Source organism: Chloroflexota bacterium (assembly GCA_015478725.1).
Classification (GTDB): domain Bacteria; phylum Chloroflexota; class Limnocylindria; order Limnocylindrales; family CSP1-4; genus C-114.
Map to the genome: position 1 here is coordinate 21,189 of JADMIG010000023.1, position 17,985 is coordinate 39,173.

Annotated in this window: 16 protein-coding genes; 11 read left to right on the plus strand and 5 right to left on the minus strand. The window is 70.7% G+C overall.

From position 1 onward, the window contains the following. Positions 1-8: 8 nt before the first annotated feature. From IVW53_12290 to IVW53_12330, 9 genes are read left to right on the plus strand one after another with little or no spacing between them, the layout of a single operon-like run. Positions 9-896, plus strand: a complete 888-nt coding sequence (locus tag IVW53_12290) for a hypothetical protein (protein ID MBF6606351.1) — start codon at positions 9-11, stop codon at positions 894-896. Further along, a complete protein-coding gene (locus IVW53_12295) occupies positions 893-2,392 on the plus strand; it encodes a B12-binding domain-containing radical SAM protein (protein ID MBF6606352.1) in 1,500 nt (499 codons plus the stop codon). Before IVW53_12290 ends, IVW53_12295 begins: the two co-directional genes overlap by 4 nt. Beyond that, entirely contained in the window at positions 2,389-3,234 is an 846-nt protein-coding gene (locus tag IVW53_12300) for a class I SAM-dependent methyltransferase (protein ID MBF6606353.1), read from the plus strand. The genes IVW53_12295 and IVW53_12300 overlap by 4 nt, the downstream gene beginning before the upstream one ends. Continuing rightward, complete coding sequence (locus IVW53_12305; protein ID MBF6606354.1) at positions 3,231-4,550, plus strand: oligosaccharide flippase family protein; 1,320 nt, start codon at positions 3,231-3,233, stop codon at positions 4,548-4,550. The genes IVW53_12300 and IVW53_12305 overlap by 4 nt, the downstream gene beginning before the upstream one ends. Continuing rightward, a complete protein-coding gene (locus IVW53_12310; GenBank protein MBF6606355.1) occupies positions 4,547-5,323 on the plus strand; it encodes a nucleoside phosphorylase in 777 nt (258 codons plus the stop codon). Before IVW53_12305 ends, IVW53_12310 begins: the two co-directional genes overlap by 4 nt. Then, positions 5,313-6,095, plus strand: coding sequence for a methyltransferase domain-containing protein (locus IVW53_12315; GenBank protein ID MBF6606356.1), 783 nt, complete (start codon positions 5,313-5,315; stop codon positions 6,093-6,095). The genes IVW53_12310 and IVW53_12315 overlap by 11 nt, the downstream gene beginning before the upstream one ends. Then, the gene (locus tag IVW53_12320) at positions 6,092-7,276 is read left to right on the plus strand and encodes a glycosyltransferase (protein MBF6606357.1); all 1,185 of its coding nucleotides are present in this window, start codon (positions 6,092-6,094) and stop codon (positions 7,274-7,276) included. Before IVW53_12315 ends, IVW53_12320 begins: the two co-directional genes overlap by 4 nt. Continuing rightward, positions 7,273-8,673: an O-antigen ligase family protein gene (locus tag IVW53_12325; protein ID MBF6606358.1), complete on the plus strand. Its 1,401-nt coding sequence runs from the start codon at positions 7,273-7,275 to the stop codon at positions 8,671-8,673. The genes IVW53_12320 and IVW53_12325 overlap by 4 nt, the downstream gene beginning before the upstream one ends. Then, positions 8,663-10,162 (plus strand): glycosyltransferase, encoded by a 1,500-nt coding sequence (locus IVW53_12330; GenBank protein MBF6606359.1) that lies wholly within the window; start codon positions 8,663-8,665, stop codon positions 10,160-10,162. Before IVW53_12325 ends, IVW53_12330 begins: the two co-directional genes overlap by 11 nt. Here IVW53_12330 and IVW53_12335 read toward each other — a convergent pair. The 5 genes from IVW53_12335 to IVW53_12355 all read right to left on the minus strand — a co-directional run bounded on the left by IVW53_12335 (position 10,159) and on the right by IVW53_12355 (position 16,730). After that, complete coding sequence (locus IVW53_12335; GenBank protein ID MBF6606360.1) at positions 10,159-13,995, minus strand: DNA polymerase III subunit alpha; 3,837 nt, start codon at positions 13,993-13,995, stop codon at positions 10,159-10,161. The genes IVW53_12330 and IVW53_12335 overlap by 4 nt on opposite strands. An 84-nt stretch (positions 13,996-14,079) precedes the next feature. Then, entirely contained in the window at positions 14,080-14,259 is a 180-nt protein-coding gene (locus IVW53_12340) for a hypothetical protein (protein MBF6606361.1), read from the minus strand. A 60-nt stretch (positions 14,260-14,319) separates the two neighbouring features. Further along, on the minus strand, positions 14,320-15,252 hold the full coding sequence (locus tag IVW53_12345; GenBank protein MBF6606362.1) for a 2-dehydropantoate 2-reductase: 933 nt from the start codon (positions 15,250-15,252) through the stop codon (positions 14,320-14,322). A gap of 191 nt (positions 15,253-15,443) precedes the next feature. Beyond that, positions 15,444-16,028: a GNAT family N-acetyltransferase gene (locus IVW53_12350; protein MBF6606363.1), complete on the minus strand. Its 585-nt coding sequence runs from the start codon at positions 16,026-16,028 to the stop codon at positions 15,444-15,446. 84 nt (positions 16,029-16,112) lie between these two features. Further along, positions 16,113-16,730 carry a GNAT family N-acetyltransferase gene (locus IVW53_12355; GenBank protein MBF6606364.1) on the minus strand — a complete coding sequence of 206 codons (618 nt, stop codon included), beginning with the start codon at positions 16,728-16,730 and terminating at the stop codon, positions 16,113-16,115. A 388-nt stretch (positions 16,731-17,118) separates the two neighbouring features. On the opposite strand from IVW53_12355, the gene IVW53_12360 reads away from it, so the two are divergent. Beyond that, entirely contained in the window at positions 17,119-17,406 is a 288-nt protein-coding gene (locus tag IVW53_12360; protein ID MBF6606365.1) for a hypothetical protein, read from the plus strand. Continuing rightward, complete coding sequence (locus IVW53_12365) at positions 17,403-17,735, plus strand: hypothetical protein (protein MBF6606366.1); 333 nt, start codon at positions 17,403-17,405, stop codon at positions 17,733-17,735. Before IVW53_12360 ends, IVW53_12365 begins: the two co-directional genes overlap by 4 nt. Positions 17,736-17,985 lie beyond the last annotated feature (250 nt).

The following is a 17,985-nucleotide window of genomic DNA, read 5'->3' on the forward strand; positions in this document are numbered from 1 at the left end:
CCACGTCGGTGCTCGATCCGGTCGAACGCGCCGCCCTCGAGGCGATCGTCTACGCCGACGTCTTCGACTGGCCGCTCACGCCGCTCGAGGTTCATCGCTACCTCCCCATCCCGGCTGCTGCCGCCGCCGTCGCAGCGGCGCTCGCCGCCCTCGCGGCCGCCAGCGTGGTCGTGACCCGCGACGATCTCGTCATGCTCGCCGGGCGCGAGTCGCTCGCCGACGAGCGTCGGCGACGGGCGGCCGCGTCGGAACGCCTGTGGCGGGCGGCGGCGGCGTACGGACGGGTCGTCGCATCTCTCCCGTGGGTACGCCTCGTTGCGGTGACCGGTTCCCTCGCCGTCGGCGCCGCGTCAGATGACGCGGATATCGATCTCCTCGTCGTCGCGACGGACGAGCGGCTCTGGCTCACCCGGGCCCTCACGATCGCGGTCGTCCGGGCCGCGGCCGGCCGCGACGTGACGCTCTGTCCGAACTACTTCCTCGCCCGCTCCGCCGTTGCGCTTCCCGAGCGCGACCGGTTCACGGCCCACGAGCTCGCCCAGATGGTCCCGATCGCGGGCGCCGAGGCGTATCGGACGCTCCTCGACCGGAACCCCTGGTACCGCGAGTTCCTTCCCAACCACCCGGGCCAGGTACTGACGGTCGACGCGGACCGCACACGGCCGATCGCGCCTTCGATCCGGCGGGTCGCCGAGCGGGCGTTTCGCGGCCGACTGGGTGACGGCCTCGAGCGATGGGAGATGGCGCGCAAGATCCGCCGCCTGACGGCGGGGCCGGCGTCGGGCGAGGTCCGGTTCGGCCCGGCGGTCTGCAAGGGCCATGTCACGGAGCACCGCCGCCGTGCGCTGGCGTCGTTCGACGAGCGCCTCGACGCCGTCCTCGGGAGGCTCGGATGAGCCGCGTCCTGCTCGGCCAGTCGTACTACCTCCACTTCGACCCCAAGCTCCAGCGGGCGATGCAGCCGTACCCACCGCTCGGGACGCTGTACGCGGCGAGCGAACTCCGACGGCACGGCCACGAGGTCGCCGTCTTCGATGCGATGCTCGAGCCGGACGAGGCGGGCTGGGGCGGCGCTCTCGAGCGGTACCAACCGGAGGTCGCCGTCCTCTTTGAGGACAACTTCAACTACCTCTCGAAGATGTGCCTCCTCCGGATGCGAGACGCAGGCTTCCGGATGCTCGACATGGCGCGGCGCCACGGGGCGACGACGATCGTCTGCGGGAGCGATGCGACGGACAACGCCGAGCGCTACCTCGACCATGGCGCCGATGTCGTCATCCTCGGCGAGGGCGAGGTGACGCTCGCCGAGCTGCTCGGGCGGCTCGACGCACGGGGGGGCGCACGGCCTCCTGTACCGCTCGCTCCGCTCGATCCGTTCCATCCGCTCGAGGCGACGGTCGGGATCGCCGTTCGCGGCGAGGGCGGCACGGTCGTGTCGACCGGCCGACGGGAGAACCTGCGGGATCTCGATGCGCTCCCCTTCCCCGCCCGCGACCTCATCGATGTGGAGCGATATCGGGCGGCATGGACACGGCACGGGCGATTCTCGATGAACGTCTCGACCACCCGTGGCTGCCCGTTCCATTGCAACTGGTGCGCGAAGCCGATCTGGGGCCAGCGCTATGCCGTCCGCAGTCCCGAGAACGTCGTCGCCGAGCTCGTCGAGCTCCGCGACCGGTACCACCCCGACCACATCTCCTTCGTCGACGACATCTTCGGACTCCGGCCCGGCTGGCTCCGGACGTTCGCCGAGCTGGTCCGGGTGCACGACGTCCGGCGACCATTCAAGTGCCTGAGCCGGGCCGACCTGCTGCTCCGCGACGGCGAGATCGAAGCCCTCCGGGATGCTGGCTGCGAGATGGTCTGGATAGGCGCGGAGTCGGGATCGCAGTCGGTCCTCGACGCGATGGACAAGGGGACGAGGGTCGAGCAGATCGTCGAGGCGGCGCAGCGGCTGCGGACGGCCGGTATCCGCGTCGGGTTCTTCCTCCAGTTCGGGTACCCGGGCGAGCGCCGCGAGGACATCGAGGCGACGCGACGACTCGTCCGCGAGTGCCTTCCGGACGATATCGGGATCTCGGTCTCGTATCCCCTCCCGGGGACGCCGTTCTACGAACGTGTTCGGGCCGACCTGGGATCGAAGCGGAACTGGGATCGATCGGACGACCTCGCGATGCTCTACCGCGGTCCGTACTCGACGCGGTTCTACCGCCGGCTCCACGGCGTGGTCCACAAGGAGTTCCGGCTTCGGCGTCCGGTCTCACGTCCGCGAGAGCGGCTCGGTCGGCTGCGGGACCTGGCAACCCTCCCGATCGATCGGCTCGTCCTCGCCGGGATGCAGCGACTCGAACGCGGCCTCGCGGATCGCGATCGGGTGGAGGCCGGGGCGTGACGATCGACACGGGTGATCGGCTCCGCACCATCGCGGACGCGTTCTCCCTCACCGCGCGCCGCTACGACGAATTCGGGTCGGACCACCCCCACCTCACCCGGATGCGGGGCAAGGTGTACGCCCACCTCGAGCGGGTCGTGCCTGCCGGTGCCCGCATCCTCGAGCTCAACGCCGGTACCGGGACGGACGCGGTCGAGCTCGCCCGGCGCGGCTACCGGGTCCACGCGACGGACATCTCCCCCGGCATGCTCGCGCGGCTCCGCGACAAGGTGGAGCGCCTCGGACTCGGCGACCGGGTGTCGAGCGAAGAACGGTCCTTCCTCGACCTCGAGGCCGTGGCCGGTGGTCCATGGGACGCCGTCTTCTCCGACCTCGGCGGACTCAACTGCACGCCCGACCCTCGCCCGGTCGTGGCCGGAGTCGACCGGATCCTCCGACCGGGCGGGGTCGTGCTCTGGGTCGTCATGCCGCCGATCTGCCTCTGGGAGCTCGGCCTCGTCATGCGCGGACAGGCCCGACTCGCGGTCCGCCGGCTCGCGCGCGGCGGGTCGCGGGCGCACCTCGAGGGCCGGTACTTCGACGTCCACTACTTCACGCCGCAGCAGGTGGTCGCGGCGTTCGGCGACTCGTACGAGGTCCTCGGGGTCGAGGGGCTGTCCGTCGTCACGCCGACCGCCGAGAGCCGCAATCTCGCGATCCGCCACCCGCGCGTGTATCGGGCGCTCGCCGCCGTGGACGACGCGGTGTCGGGGCATCGGCCGTTCTCCGGCTGGGGCGATTTCTTCATCGTCTCCCTCCGCCGGCGGACGACCGCCGGCCGACCGCCTGGGAGCGCACCATGAGCGTGGGCGGTCGCAGCGGCCCCCTTGGACGCATCGGCCGCGAGACGGCCGTGCTGCTCGTGACGCGCGTCGTCGCGCAGGCCCTCCTCGTCGTCGCCACCGTGCTCCTCGCCATGCGACTCGGGCCGGCGGGCTTCGGCCGCTACGCGGTCATCGCCTCGGCCGTGCTCGTCGCGAATATCGTCACGACCTTCGGCACGGACATGGTCCTCATCCGGGAGCTGGCAGGCGGACGCCATTCCATCCGTCCGATCGATGCTCTCGCCGTCCAGCTCGTCGCGACCGTCCCGGCGATCGCCCTTCTCGCGATCGGTGCGCCGCTCCTCGGGCAGGGCGATCCGGACGCGGTGGCCGCCCTCCGCATCGCATCGCTGTCGCTCGTCCCGGCGGCCCTGTTCAGTGTCGCCAGCGCCGGTCTTCGCGGCGCTCGCCGGCCCGGTCGATACGCCGCCCTCGGGATCGCGACGGCCGCGCTCCAGCTCGCGGCCGTCGCGACCTTCGCCGGGCCCGGCGTCAGCCTCGTCACCGTCGCCTGGATCGTCGTCGGCGTCGGGTCCGCCACCGGCGTCCTCGCATGGGGGACCGCCGCGGCGACGATCGGCGACTTCCGCCGGCCGGGTCGCTTCTCGACGACGGCCGTGTGGTCCACGGCCCGGGCGAGTGCGCCCGTGGGCGCCCTCGCGCTGCTCGGCGTCGCCTGCCAGCGCGCCGCCCTGTTCGGCGTCGCGCTCCTCGCCGGGCCGCTCGCAGCCGGGTGGTTCGCCGCCGCATCGCGGATCGTCGATACCTCGAAGACCGGCCACGTCGCCCTCTATACGACCCTCTACCCGATGCTCGCCGAGGCGAACGAGACCCGGCCGTCGGGAGCGGCCGACGTCCGTGCGCTCCAGCGAGCGCGGGACCGCTCGATCGTCGCCGCGGGCGGCATCTCCGCCTTGCTCATCGTCGGCGGGCCACTCATCGTCGACCGCTTGTTCGGCGCGTCGTTCGCACCGGCGGCGTTCGGACTCGGCGTCCTCGCCCTCGCCCTCGTCCCGTCGGCGATCGCGAGCCACCGGACGATCGAACTCCTCGCGGTCGGCGCGGAGTCGATGGTCGGTCGGGCGCTCCTCGCGAGCCTCGCGACGCTCATCGTCCTGCTTGCCGCGTTCGTCCCGATCGTGGGCTGGATCGGGGCGGCGTGGGCGGTCGTCGGTGCCGAGTCCGTCAACGCCGGCCTGCTCGTCCGAGTCCGCGTTTCGCCGAGCGCGCTGGCCGAACGGCGTGCCGGCACGTGGGGGGCGCCCGTCGGATCGCTCGAGGGAGGATCCGGGTGAGCTACCCGAACCTGCCGGACAAACACCGCTTCGCCGGGATCGTCGCCCCCGCTGAGATGCTCGCCCATCGGCGACGCGGCGGCGGCCTCAGGATCGACGACCCGCCGGTCGGGTTCGTGATCTGCCTCCAGCGGGGACTCCCCGAGCGGATGCGATGGCGCGTCCGGATCCGCCGCCTCGGCCGGCTCATGGGCGACCTGTACGCCGTTCGCGCGACGGGCGGTCGGGTGGGCGTCCTGACCGGGTTCGGCCTCGGAGCGCCGATCGTCGCCGCCCAGGCCGAGGAGCTCATCGCCCTCGGCGCGACGCGCCTCATCTCGATCGCACTCGCTGGCGGAATCGCCGCGGACCTCGAGCCCGGGGCGGTCGTCGTCGCGACCTCCGCGATCCGTGACGAAGGGACGTCGCATCACTATCTCGCGCCAGGACGGGTGATCGAGGGCGATCCGGGGCTCACCGAAGCGCTCGCCGGCGCCCTCGCCCGGCGCGGAGCAACCGTTCGGTCCGGAGCCGTCTGGTCCACCGACGCGCCGTATCGGGAGACCCGCGAGGAGGTGGCGGCCTACGCGGCAGACGGCGTCCTCGCCGTGGACATGGAGCTCGCCGCGCTCTTCGCGGTAGCCCGATCGCGAGGTGTCCGGGCGGCCGGGGTACTCGTCGTCGGTGACAGCCTCGCCGAGGGACGCTGGCGGCCGCCGGAGCAGCTCGACGGCATGGAGCGCTCGCTCGAGCGGGCGTATCGGGCGGCCATCGAGGTCCTCGATGGCGACTGACATCCCGCCCCCGTGGCGGCCGGCGACACCCGTTCCGATCCCCGCCTGGCCCGCGATCTACGACCGGGTCCGCGCACTCGAGGGCCGACGCTACCCGGACGCGCTCGTCGCGCGACTCCCGGCGGTCCCGACGGACGATCCGTTCCGCGAGGAGTGGCGGCAGCGGACGGACTCGGCCGACCGCCTCATCCGCCATCTCGACCGCCTGGCTCGACCGCTCGTCGTCCTAGAGATCGGCTGCGGGAACGGCTGGCTTGCGGCCCGGATCGCCCGGATCGACGGGAGTCGGGTCGTCGGCCGCGACGTCAACGCGGCCGAGATCGCGCAGGCCCGTCGGGTCTTCGGCGCGGTCCCGAACCTCTCCTTCGTCGAGGGCGACGCGGTCGCCGCACCGTCCCCGCTCGAGCGCCCCACCGCGATCGTCCTCGCGAGCGTCATCCAGTACGTCGAGGACGTTCCCTCCCTCCTCCGCCGGCTCGACGGGTGGCTCGCCTCGGGCGGCGAGATCCACCTCCTCGACAGCCCGCTGTACGGACCGGGGACGGTGGATGAGGCACGGCGCCGGTCGGACGCGTACTACCGGAGCCTCGGAGTCCCGGCGATGGCGGCGGTCTATCGCCATCACACCCGAGCCGTCTTCGCCGGCCTCAGGGCGGACGTCCTCCACGACCCACGGGCTCTCCGGGTCCGGCTGGGCCGCCGGCTGGCGCGTCGCCCAACCTCGCCGTTCCCATGGATCCGCATCCGCGGCCTCGACCGTTCGGCTCGATGATCGGCACCCTGCATCCGGCGGACGAGCCGACGGTCGCGATCGTCCACGACTACTTCACCCAGCGCGGCGGTGCCGAGCGCGTGGCGGAACGCCTGGCCGGCCTCTTCCCCGCCGCGCCGGTCTATGCCTCCGTCGTCGACGCGGCCGCCCTTCCGCGCTCGCTCGCCGGGGGTCGCGTCCGGACGACCGCCCTCCAGCGCTCGCGTGCGGCGGGTCTCCCGCTCCGCGCCATCGCTCCGTTCCTTGTCCCGGCCTTCGCTCGGCTCGACCTCGGCGGGCCGGACGTCGTCATCTCGAGCTCTTCGGCATTCGCCCATCATGTTCGAACGCCGTCGACCGCGATCCACCTCTGCTACTGCCATACGCCGCCGCGGTTCGTCTGGCGTCCGGACGAGTACTTCCACGGCGAGCCGCTCCAGCGGCTCGCCCTCCGGCCCGGCCTCGCGGTCGTCAGGCGGCTGGACATCCGCGCCGCCCGGAACGTCGATGTGTACATCGCGAACTCGAGAGCCACGGCGGCGCGGATCGCCGAGGCCTACGGCCGGCGCGCCATCGTCATCCCGCCGCCGATCGAGACCTGGCGCTTCCGTCCATCCACCGAACGGACCGGCCGATTCCTCGTCGTCTCCCGCCTTCGTCCCCACAAGCGGATCGACCTCGCGATCGAGGCGGCCGGGAGAACCGGGCTCCCGCTCGACATCGTCGGCGAGGGCCCGGACGAGTCGCGCCTCCGGCGGCTGGCCGGGCCGACCGTCCGATTCCTCGGCTGGTTGCCTCCCGCCGAGGTCGCCGACGCGATGGCCCGCTGCACCGGGCTCGTGGTGCCCGCCGGCGAGGACTTCGGGATGACGATCGCCGAGGTGCAGGCGGCCGGTCGCCCACCGATCGCCTTCGCCGAGGGCGGAGCGCTCGAGATCGTCCGTGACGGGGTGACCGGGTTCCTCGTCCGGGAGCCGACGGCCGTCGCCGTCGGCGAGGCCATGCTCCGTGCCGGTAGGATCTCGCTCGATCCCGATCCGCTCGTCCGCTCGGCCCGACGGTTCGACGCCCATCGTTTCGACGCGGCGATCCGCGCGGTCGTCGCCGACGCGATCGAGGCGCGCCGCCCGATGTGTCACCAGCCGATCGAGCTCGGATCGACGGCCACCGGGTCGCCGCCGGCCGCTCGTCGGGCATCGTGACGGCCGAGTCCCGCGCCCGGGTCGCGGACGCGGTCGCCCGGATCGCGTTCGGCGCGCTCATCGTCCTCAGTCCGTTCCGGGCGCGGATCGTGCTCCTCGCGCGACCCGATCCGCCCGTCTACGGCGACTTCACCGACCTGCTCGTCACCTGGAGCGACCTGGCGCTCGCGCTCGTGCTCGTCGCCTGGCTTGTGAGCCTCGTCGCCCGGCCCCGTCGCATCGCCCTCGGTCCGCGGTTCCTCGCCTGGCCGGTCGCCGGACTTGTCATCGTCGCCTGGCTCGGCGTGCCGTTCTCGGGCGACCCCGTCGTCGCGGCCGACAACGCGGTCCGCCTCGTCGCGCTCGTCGCCCTCGCGGCGTTCGTGGTGAACGAGATCACCGACCTCTCGCGGATCCGCCTGCCGCTCATCCTCATGATCGGCTCGCAGGCCGTCGTGGCGATCGGCCAGTTCGTCGGCCAGCGATCGCTCGGCTTCGGCGGCCTCGGCGAGCACCTCCTTGCGCCGGACCTCGGCGTCAGTGTCGTCACTGCTGCCGACGGCACGCGCTACCTGCGCGGCTACGGCCTGGCAGATCATCCGAACATCCTCGGTGGACTGCTCGCGGTGGGGCTGCTGCTCCTCATCGGGATCGGAGCCTCGAGCTCGGGTCGGAGGACGGCTGCGAGCGTCGCTACCGGCGCCGCAGCGGCAGCCGTGGTCGGGATCGGCGTCGCGGCGCTCTTCGTGACTTTCTCCCGGGCCGCCTGGCTCGGCGCGGCTGTCGGGCTCGCTCTCCTCGTGGCGATGCTCCTGTCGATCGGCGGTCGGATCGCGCTCCGCAGCGTCGGCGCCGCGGTCCTCGTCGGAGCGGTCGTCGTCGCGCCGTTCATCGGGCCGGCGCTGCCGGTCCTTGCAGCCCGGACCGACCTCGGCCCGCCGATCGCCACCGAGGTCCGATCGATCGACGAGCGAGCCGCGCTGGCCGAGGCGGCGAACGCCATCTTCATCGCCCACCCGGTCCTCGGGGTCGGGATCGGGACGCTCCCGACAGCGATGCGCGCCGCCGACCCGGCCTTCGCCTGGAACTACCAGCCGGCCAGCGTCGTCGTCCTCGACGTCGCGGCCGAGACGGGGCTCTTCGGGGCGCTCTGCTACCTTGCGATCCTCGTCGGTCCGTGGCTCGCCCTCGTCCGCCGTCGCGGTCGCTGGACGAGGACCCTTGCCGCGACCTCCGCGGCGCTCGCCGCCATCGAGATCGTCGGCCTGTTCGACTACTACCCGTGGACGTACGCCGCGGGGCGGATCTGGACATGGGCGCTCCTCGGACTGTGGGTCGTCGCGTACCGGAGCGCGGGCACCGTCGCCGAGGCGCGACCCGCCTCCCGACCGATCCAGGCCACCGTTCGTGCTGCCTGAGATCCTCTTCGTGCCGGTCCTCGCGGCGTATCTCGCGATCCTCGTCGCGCTGTTCGCCCATGGCCTCAACTTCCTGTACCTCGCGAAGACGGCGATACAGACCTCTGCGGCCCGCCCGCCCGCCGTCACCCCGGAGACGTGGCCGCTGGTGACCGTCCAGCTCCCCGTCTACAACGAGCTGTATGTCGCGGAGCGGCTCATCGATGCGGTCGCCGCGCTGTCCTACCCGCGAGGGCGACTCGAGGTCCAGGTCCTCGACGACTCGACCGACGAGACGGCGACGCTCGTGGCCGCCGCGGTCCGCCGCTGGCGCCTCCGCGGGCTCGACATCCATCACGTCCGCCGCGAGCGGCGCACCGGGTACAAGGCCGGCGCGCTCGCTGCCGGACTCCGCCTCGCGACCGGGGAGCTCATCGCGATTTTCGACGCTGACTTCGTCCCGGGGCCCGACTTCCTCGTCTCGACCGTCGCGGTCCTCTGCGCCGACCCCGGACTCGCATTCGTCCAGGCGCGCTGGGGACACACGAACCGCGAGTACTCGCTCCTCACCCGCCTCCAGGCACTCGCCATCGACGGCCATTTCGCGGTGGAGCAGGCGGGCCGCTGGGCCGGAGGCCAGTGGTTCAACTTCAACGGGACGGCAGGCGTGTGGCGACGCGCCGCCCTCGAGGACGCAGGCGGCTGGGAGACGGACACCCTCACGGAGGATCTCGACATCTCGTATCGCGCGTTCCTCGCCGGCTGGCGGGCTGCGTATGTGCGGGCCGTCGAGGCGCCAGCCGAACTGCCCGTGAGCTTCAACGCCTATCGCCGCCAGCAGCACCGCTGGGCGCGCGGGAGCTTCGAATGTGCGCTCAAGCACCTGCCGGCGATCTGGCACGGTCCGGCGCCGCTCGGCCGGAAGGTCTCGGCGACCCTCCACCTCACCGGCTACTCGATCCACCTCCTCCTCCTCGCGCTCTCGCTCCTCTACCCGCTCCTTCTCATCGTCTCGGTCCGCCATCCAGTCGTCTTCTCGCTGTTCGGGATCATGAGCGTCTTCAACCTCACGACCCTCGCTCCGACCCTCCTCTTCACCATCGGCCAGCGCCAGCTCGGCCGCCGCTGGATCGCCGAGATCCCGACGATTCTCCTCCTCAGCGCCCTCGGCGCGGGGATGATGGTGAACACCGCGCGGGCCGCCTGGCAGGCGCTCGGCGGTCGGCCTGCCGCATTCGAACGGACGCCGAAATTCGGCGTCCGGCGGCGGCACGAGGATTGGCGACGACTCCGCTACCAGCTGGGGGTCGACCGCATCGTCGTCCTCGAGGTCGCGCTCGTGGCGCTCAACCTCGCCACCTGCCGCGCAGCGCTCGAGCACGGGTCGTGGGCGATCGCGCTGTACACGGCGATCTTTGCCGGCGGTCTCGGCGCGGCTGTCGCCCTGACGATCGGGCAGACCTTGCGGAGCACCTGGGCCGCTCGCAGCGCGAGCGCCGCCCGAGCCTAGGCGAGGCTGAGCTCGACGACACCGTCGCCGAGCCGGCGGTCGAGCTCGGCGAGAAGCTCGGCGTCGTAGGCGACCCGCGTCCGGAGCTCCATCGGGAGCGCCGTCCTGCCGCCACCCTGAGGGAGGTGGAGGACGACCGGCGTGCCGCCGGGCCGCGCCCGCAGCAGCGCCCGCACCTCCTCCATCGCGCCGACGAGCCGATCCGTCCCGGCCGCCTGGCGAAACCGAACGTGGAGGATCCCGCCGGGCCGTGCGTCCACCGGGCGCGTCGGCGCGGTGTTCGCCGCGAGGGCCCGGTCGCGGGCCTCGTCGGGCAGCGGCGGCTCGTCGTCGCGATCGCCCCCGACGACGGCGAGATCCTCGGGCTCGCTGTATGTGGGAACGGACGGTCCGGGCTCGAACGCCGACGGCACGGGCGCAGCCTCCGCTCGTGCCTCCGGTCGGAGGGGCGAGACACGCGACACGCCCGGACTGATCCCCGACCCGGACGACGCATCCGCGGCCACCGGTCGAGGCCCGGATCCGTTGCCGCGCTCCGGCGTCCGCCGCCCGTTCGCGCCGTCCCTCACCTCACTCGATCGGCGTCCCGGGCCTCGACTCCGCTCGCCGGCCGCGACCTGCCGGGCGAACGCGTCGGGCCCCGCCACGACGGCCAGGTCCCAATCCACGACGAGGTCGGCGAGCAGGCTCACCTCCTCGCCGCGGTGGTCGATCCTCCCGGCGACGAGGAGGATCGCACCCTCCGACCAGGACCGCGCGGTCTCCTCCCACGTCCTGGGGAAGACGACGATCTCGATCGACCCCTGGACGTCCTCCAGGGAGACGATCGCCATCGTCGCCTTCGCCTTCGTCACGACCATCCGGATCCCGGTGACGATGCCGCCGACGACGATGCGCTGCCCGTCGAGCGTCTCGTCCCGCAGGTCGCCGGAGTACGCGGTCGCGAATCGACCGACCGCCTCGGCAACCTCGCCCATCGGGTGCTCGGAGAGATAGAGGCCGAGGAGCTCCTTCTCCCAGCGGAGCCGTTCGCGGATCGGCGTCTCGGCGGTCCTCGGGAGCGCCGCCTCGAGCGTCGCCGCATCCGCCGCCCCAAGCTCGAAGAGCGACGTCTGGCCGGTAGCCCGATCGTGCTGGGTCGCCTGGGCCGCCGCCACCGCGTCGTCGAGGCCGAGGAGGATCTGGGCCGGATGGCCGAACGAGGCGAGCGCACCGACTTTGGCGAGCGACTCGAGGACCTTGCGGTTGGCGAGCCGAAGATCGATCCGCGTGCAGAGGTCCGTCAGCGATCGGAACGGTCCGCCGGCCTCCCGTGCCGCCACGATCGACTCGATGGCGCCCTGACCGACGTTCTTCACGGCGAGGAGACCGAACCGGATCCCGGCACTCTCCACGGTGAACTCGAGGTCCGACCGATGGATGTCTGGCACGCGCACCTCGATGCCGAGCCGACGGCACTCGGCGATCGCCGCCGCGACTTTCTCCTCGTTGGAGCGGACCGCGGTCAGGACGCTCGTCATGTACTCGACCGTGAAGTTCGCCTTGAGGTAGGCCGTCTGGTAGGCGATGAGCCCGTAGCACGTCGCGTGCGCCTTGTTGAAGCCGTACCGCTCGAACGGCTCGAAGGCGGTGAAGACCGCGTCGATCGTCGCCGGGCTCACGCCGCGCTCCCCTGCCTGGCGGACGAACCGCTCGCGCATCGATCGGAGGACCGTCGACTTCTTCTTGCGGATCGCGTAGCCGAGCGTGTCGGCCTCCGGGCCGGAGAAGCCGCCGAGGGCGACCGCCGCGGCCATGATGTCCTCCTGGTAGACGAAGATCCCGTACGTCTTCGCGAGGTACGGCTCGAGGAGCGGATGGAGATACGTCACCGGCTCCTGGCCGTGCTTGCGCCGGATGTAGGCGGGGATATTGTCCATCGGGCCCGGCCGGTAGAGCGCCACCATCGCTGCCAGGTCGTAGACCGACGTCGGTCGCAGCTCACGGATGTAGCGCCGCATGCCCGCCGACTCGAGTTGGAAGATGCCCGTCGTCTCGCCGGAGGCGAGGAGGTCGAAGGTCTTCCCGTCGTCGAGCGGGATGTGGTCGAGGTCGATGGCGACCCCTCGCTCGGCCCGGATGAGCTCGACGGCCTGGCGGAGGATCGTGAGGTTCGAGAGACCGAGGAAGTCGAACTTGAGCAGTCCGAGGGATTCGACGCCGTGCATCTCGTACTGGGTCATGAGCCCGTCGGAGTTCGTCGCCTTCTGCAATGGCATGAGCTCGGTGAGCGGCTCGCGACTGATGACCACGCCGGCGGCGTGGGTCGAGGCGTTGCGGGCGACGCCCTCCAGCTGCTGCGCGAGGTCGACGAGCCGGCCCACCTGCGGATCGGCATCGACGAGTTCGCGGAAGACGGGTGCCGACTCGAGCGCATCTGCAAGCCGGATGCCGAGCTGGTTGGGGACGGCCTTGGCGATCCGGTCGACCTCGCCGTAGCTCATCCCGAGGACGCGACCGACGTCGCGGATCGCCGCCCTGGCGAGCATCGTCCCGAACGTGATGATCTGGGCGACGTGATCCTGGCCGTATTTTCGCCCGACGTAGGCGATGACCTCCTCGCGGCGGCCGTCCTCGAAGTCGACGTCGATGTCCGGCATCGTCACCCGGTCCGGGTTGAGGAATCGCTCGAACGGCAGCTGGTAGAGGATCGGATCGACCGGCGTGATGCCGAGGGTGTAGGTGACGATCGAGCCCGGCGCACTCCCGCGGCAGGTCGTCTGGATCCCCTCGTCGCGGGCGAACCGGATGAAGTCGGCCACGATGAGGAAGTAGCCCGCGTAGCCCATCTTCAGGATGACGTCGAGCTCGTAGTCGAGCCGGGCCTGGAGCTCCGGCGTCACCGCTTCGTAGCGTCGCGCAAGGCCCCGCTGGCACTCGGCGCGCAGCCATGTCTCCGCGCTCTCGCCATCGGGGACCGGGAAATGGGGGATGCGCAGCTGCCCGAGCGGCAGCTCAAGGTTGGTCATCTCGGCGATGCGCCGGGTGTTGAGGAGCGCCTCCCGCTGGTCGGGGAACAGCGCCGCCATCCGGGCAGCCGACTTGAGCCAGAAATCGTTCGTCTCGAACTTCATCCGGCCCGGCGAATCGAGGTTGTTGCCGGTGCCCACGCACAGGAGGACGTCGTGGGCCTCGTGCTGCTGCTCACGAACGTAGTGCAGGTCGTTGGTCACGACCAGCGGCAGGCCTGCCTCCGGTGCGAGCCGGAGGAGCTGCTCGTTGAGGCGCCGCTGCTCCGCGAGGCCGTGGTCCTGGAGCTCGAGGTAGAAATTGTCCTTGCCGAAGATGTCGCCGTACTCGCCGGCCAGCGTGCGAGCGGACTCCCAGTCGTCGACCTCGAGGGAGCGGGCGATCTCGCCGTTGAGACAGGCCGAGAGCCCGATCAGGCCCTCGCTGTACCTCGCGAGATGCTCCCGGTCGATCCGGGGCTTGTAGTAGTAGCCGTCGATGTGCGCGTCCGTGATGAGCCGGCAGAGGTTGCGGTAGCCCGTCAGGTCCTTCGCGAGGAGGATGAGATGGAACGGCTGGGCATCGGCCTTGCCTTCCTTGTCGCGCATCCCCCGCCGGGCGACGTAGGCCTCCACCCCGATGATCGGCTTGATGCCCCTGGCCACGGCCGCCTGATGGAAGGCCACCGCCCCATAGAGGGCACCGTGATCGGTCAGCGCGATCGAATCCATCCCGTGCGCGGCCGCCGCATCCACGATGTCGCCGATCCGACCGAGCCCGTCGAGCAGGCTGAATTCCGAATGGACGTGGAGGTGCGTGAAGTCGTTCGGGGCGATGGTCGTCACGGGAGGTCAATGGTAGCCCGGCGACGGGCGGGCCGATGGTCGCCCATCTTCTCGAGTAGGCGGCGTTCATCGCTTCGAAGTCGCTCATCCGCCCCAGAAGACGTTCACGTGAACGACGTGTCCAAGGTCGGATCCGACCGACGAGGGCATCACCTCGAAACTGTCGAGGATCTGCCTGGTCTGCGACCCTACATCCTCGCCAGCGAGACGACCCGTCGCCGGATCGACGCCCGCAGTCCCGCCGATCGTGATGAAGCGCTCCACCTTGGCGATGTGGCTGTACGGACCGATGGGAGCCGGCGTGCCAGCTGGCGGGCTTCGTGGTCAGTGGCCGGTCGCCGCCCGGTTGCGCTCCGCCCAGGGCCGCAGGATCGCGTAGATCGCCTCACAGGTCGGGACCGTCAGGCCGACTGCTCGGGCGCGGGTGGTGACGATCCCGTGGAGCGCCTCGAGCTCCATCCGTCGTCCGTGCACGAGATCGTGGTAGAGAGACGAGTACGAGTCGGCGGCGAGCCCGGCGGCCAGGGCGAGCTGACGATCGACCAGGTCGGCCGCGAGGTCGACGCCATCGGTTCTCGCGAGCGCCGTGACCTCTTCGAGGATCGAGCGGAACATCCTCCACGCCGCCGGATCGTCGCGGATCGGTCCGATCGGAAGGCGGACGGCTGCAGTCATCCCGGCAACCGCACAGATGAAGGAGAACTTCGACCAGAGATGGGCGCGGATGTCCGGGGTCATCTCCGCGTCGACGCCGCCCGCGACGAATACGTCGAGGATCCGTCGCGCGCGGTCGCTCGGGTGGCCGTCGAGCTCGCCGAACACGATCCGGTTCGCGGTCCCCGTCTGTTCGATGACGCCGGGCGCGGCGAGGGCGACGAAGACGAATGCCGCCCCACCCATGACGTGCCCCGGGCCGATCACCGCCTCGATCCGGTCCTCGTTGTCGATGCCGTTCTGGAGCGAGAGGACGGACGTCTCCGGGCGAAGGAGAGGGCCGAGGCGGCCGGCCGCCTCGGCGGTGTCGTACGACTTGACGCAGAAGAGGACGAGGTCGACAGGTCCCACTTCCGATGGGTCGGCGACGGTCGCGAGACGAAGCTCAAGGTCGCCAAGCTGGCTCCGGACCTTGATGCCCTCAATACGCAGGGCCGCGAGCTGTGCCCCGCGGGCAATGAGGGTGACGTCCGTCCCTCCCGCCGCCAAACGCGCACCGAAGTAACCGCCGAGCGCACCCGCACCGTAGACCGCGACTTTGATCACCACATACAGACCGTGGCATGGAATCGCAGATGCAAACTCGGAGTTATTGACAGGTGGAGCTGCGAAGGATCGTTCGGGGCGATGGTCGTCACGGGAGGTCAATGGTAGCGGCGCGACCAAGCCGGGGCTGACGCCGCAGGAAGCGCACCGCGGCTGGGAACGTCGCCACAGGTGGATCGGTGGACTCGCTAGCGCGCGGCTCGCAACATGGAAACGACGGGCGGGCATGCTCCAGCCTGGGCCTGGCCGGTGACCTTGAATCCGTAACGCTCATAGAACGAGATGCTCCGGGGATTTGGGGTATCGAGATACACCGGCAGATGATCCTCGTCGACGACCGTGAGGCAATGCCTCATCAATTCGCCGCCAAGGCCCCTGCCTTGCACGGCCCCGTCGACGCCGAACCATGCCAGGTACCAATGCGGGAATCTCGGGTGTGCGTCATCCATCTGGCCGAGCATGGAAAAGGTGTCCTCGTGCTTGGCGGGCGCGACCGTCTCCGTGAGCACGGCGACGATGGCACTGCCGTCCACCTCCACCCGCGGAGGCAGCCAGATGGCGACCGCCGAAAACTCGCCGAGCTGCCAGACCGTCTCGTGAGTGAACGCCTTGCCCCCGAACGCCGCCAGGAATTCGGGGAAGTGCGTCAGATACTGCCGCGCTTCCGGATACAGCCAACGCTCGACTGGGTCGGCGGCGAATGCCAGGACGAGGACGTCGAGGGCCCTCTGCTGCTCGTCCTCACGCACGGACAAGAATTGAGTTGCGCTCATGTCGCCTTCCCTGCGGTCAGTCCGCGCTCGAAGTCCCAGCTATTGACCGGTCGAGCTGCACGAAGTCGTTCGGGGCCAGGGGGCTCATCGGCCTTCGACCCGTGTCGAGGCCTGTGGCAGACGCCACATCGTCGAAATCGGGGCGTCGTCGAGCACGGACCGGAAGCCACCGAGCCGCCTGAAGCCGGCGCGCTCATACCGGTGATCGTTGCCGGGGTTCGTTGACTCGAGGTAAGCCGGCACGCCTGCTGCGTCCCATCGCGCCAGGTCCTCCGCCAGGAGGCGCTGGCCGATGCCCTGGCCCCGATGGTCGGGATGGGTCGCCAACAGGCTCAGGTAGGCGTGCGCCTCGTCGTGCGGGTGGTTCGCGGCGAAACGCTCCCATAGGTCGAACATCGCGCGTACTGCGGCCGGCTCGAGCGTCGCCTTGACCAACTGCTCGAGCGCCTCCTCGCCAGCGTTCGACAGCTCGATCCCGTCGGGTGGGACCCAGACCGAAACGGCCGACGCATCGTCGGTCATGAACACGGTCGAGTAGCTGAGCGCACCCTCGACGTACAGCTGCCAGTAGGCCGCGTGGTGGACCGTTGCGCCATCAGGTCTCGCGAGCGCCACGCTCCAAACGGGATCGTGAAGGAACGCCAGCGTCAGCGTCTCGGTCACCAGACCGACGTCGTCGAGCGTCGCCGGACGGGAGGCCATCGGGGCATTTTCCCCGAGGACCGTGGATCTCGTCATCATTCGGCCGGCGAACCACCGACCGACGCCTCGACTACCCGAGCGCGCGGTCTTGCAAGCTGACGCGTCAACGGGACGCCACCTGCACCAAGTCGCGGTGTGTCCGTGCGCGAACTCGGAGCTATTGACACGTGGAGCTGCGTGAAGTCGTTCGGGGCGATGGTCGTCACGGGAGGCCAATGGTAGCCGCGCCACGCCAGCCGCTGCCGACACGCGCTCCGAGGTGGACTCCCGGGGCCGTTGCCAGTACGCTCGACTCATGGGACAGGACGAACCACGGGAGCCCACGCCCGCCATGCAGATCGTGCGGGAGACCATCGCGCTGTCCGCTCTCGAGCGAATGGCCGAGGGCATGTTCGAGAACCTCGTGAAGGCGGTCGTTGACATCGAGCAGGGCATCATGGCGGTCGGGGGTGAGATGCACGCCGACGAGGAGGCTCTGCTCCTCGACGAAGGCTCGCCGCAACCCACTCTCTGGGGGATCAACCTCTACCCGGCGCAGTTCGGCAGCGCGAGGTTCATCGAGTTCGACTCTGTGATCAACATCCGCCCGCGGCAGGGCAACCGAACACGCTCGGTCGACGACGCGGCGGTGCGCGCGGCGGTCACGTCGATCGTCGCGCGAATGGTGGTCCGATGACGATGCACGCTGGCCTGGCGAGCGGTCGCTGGTGGACGCTCACGCTCGCGGAGCAGCTCGGCAACGCTGGCGCCGACGTCGGCCGGGCAGTCCGGGCCAGGCAGGAAGGCGACGAGGGCCGCTTCGAAGCGGCCCTCGATCGCGCGTTGGAGCTGCTCGATCTGACCCTTGCGGACCCTCGCTGGAGCGGCCCTCGCCTTCGTGAGATCGCACGCACGCGCGAGGTCGTGTGCGACTTCCTCGTCGGGGACAACCTCTACCGATCGACTCCGGAGTTGCTCGACGCCTACTTCCTCGCCTTCGCCCTCGCGGCTCGGCGCGACAGGTAACTCCGGCCGGCGCCGACGCACGCGCCCGCGCTGGCTGTGATTGCCGGACACGTCGTCGACGAGGACGCCCATCGGATCGAGCCCTCCGTCCCAGGGTTCCGGCAGATGGCCATCAGGCGGGCACTGGTCTGCATGTCGGTGACGGGTGGCCCTCACCCGGGCATCTGGCAGGATCCACGCGCCGGCCTGGCCCGATCCACGCTCAGGTCTGCCAGCGCCGCGTGGGGAGTCGGTGACCAACGCCCGCCTG

Excerpts from the sequence above, each read along its gene's own strand:
- IVW53_12295 (MBF6606352.1), top strand. The coding sequence starts at position 893 with ATGAGCCGCGTCCTGCTCGGCCAGTCGTACTACCTCCACTTCGACCCC.
- IVW53_12305 (MBF6606354.1), top strand. The coding sequence starts at position 3,231 with ATGAGCGTGGGCGGTCGCAGCGGCCCCCTTGGACGCATCGGCCGCGAG.
- IVW53_12315 (MBF6606356.1), top strand. The coding sequence starts at position 5,313 with ATGGCGACTGACATCCCGCCCCCGTGGCGGCCGGCGACACCCGTTCCG.
- IVW53_12320 (MBF6606357.1), top strand. The coding sequence starts at position 6,092 with ATGATCGGCACCCTGCATCCGGCGGACGAGCCGACGGTCGCGATCGTC.
- IVW53_12350 (MBF6606363.1), bottom strand. The coding sequence starts at position 16,028 with ATGAGCGCAACTCAATTCTTGTCCGTGCGTGAGGACGAGCAGCAGAGG.
- IVW53_12355 (MBF6606364.1), bottom strand. The coding sequence starts at position 16,730 with ATGGCCTCCCGTCCGGCGACGCTCGACGACGTCGGTCTGGTGACCGAG.
- IVW53_12360 (MBF6606365.1), top strand. The coding sequence starts at position 17,119 with ATGTTCGAGAACCTCGTGAAGGCGGTCGTTGACATCGAGCAGGGCATC.
- IVW53_12365 (MBF6606366.1), top strand. The coding sequence starts at position 17,403 with ATGACGATGCACGCTGGCCTGGCGAGCGGTCGCTGGTGGACGCTCACG.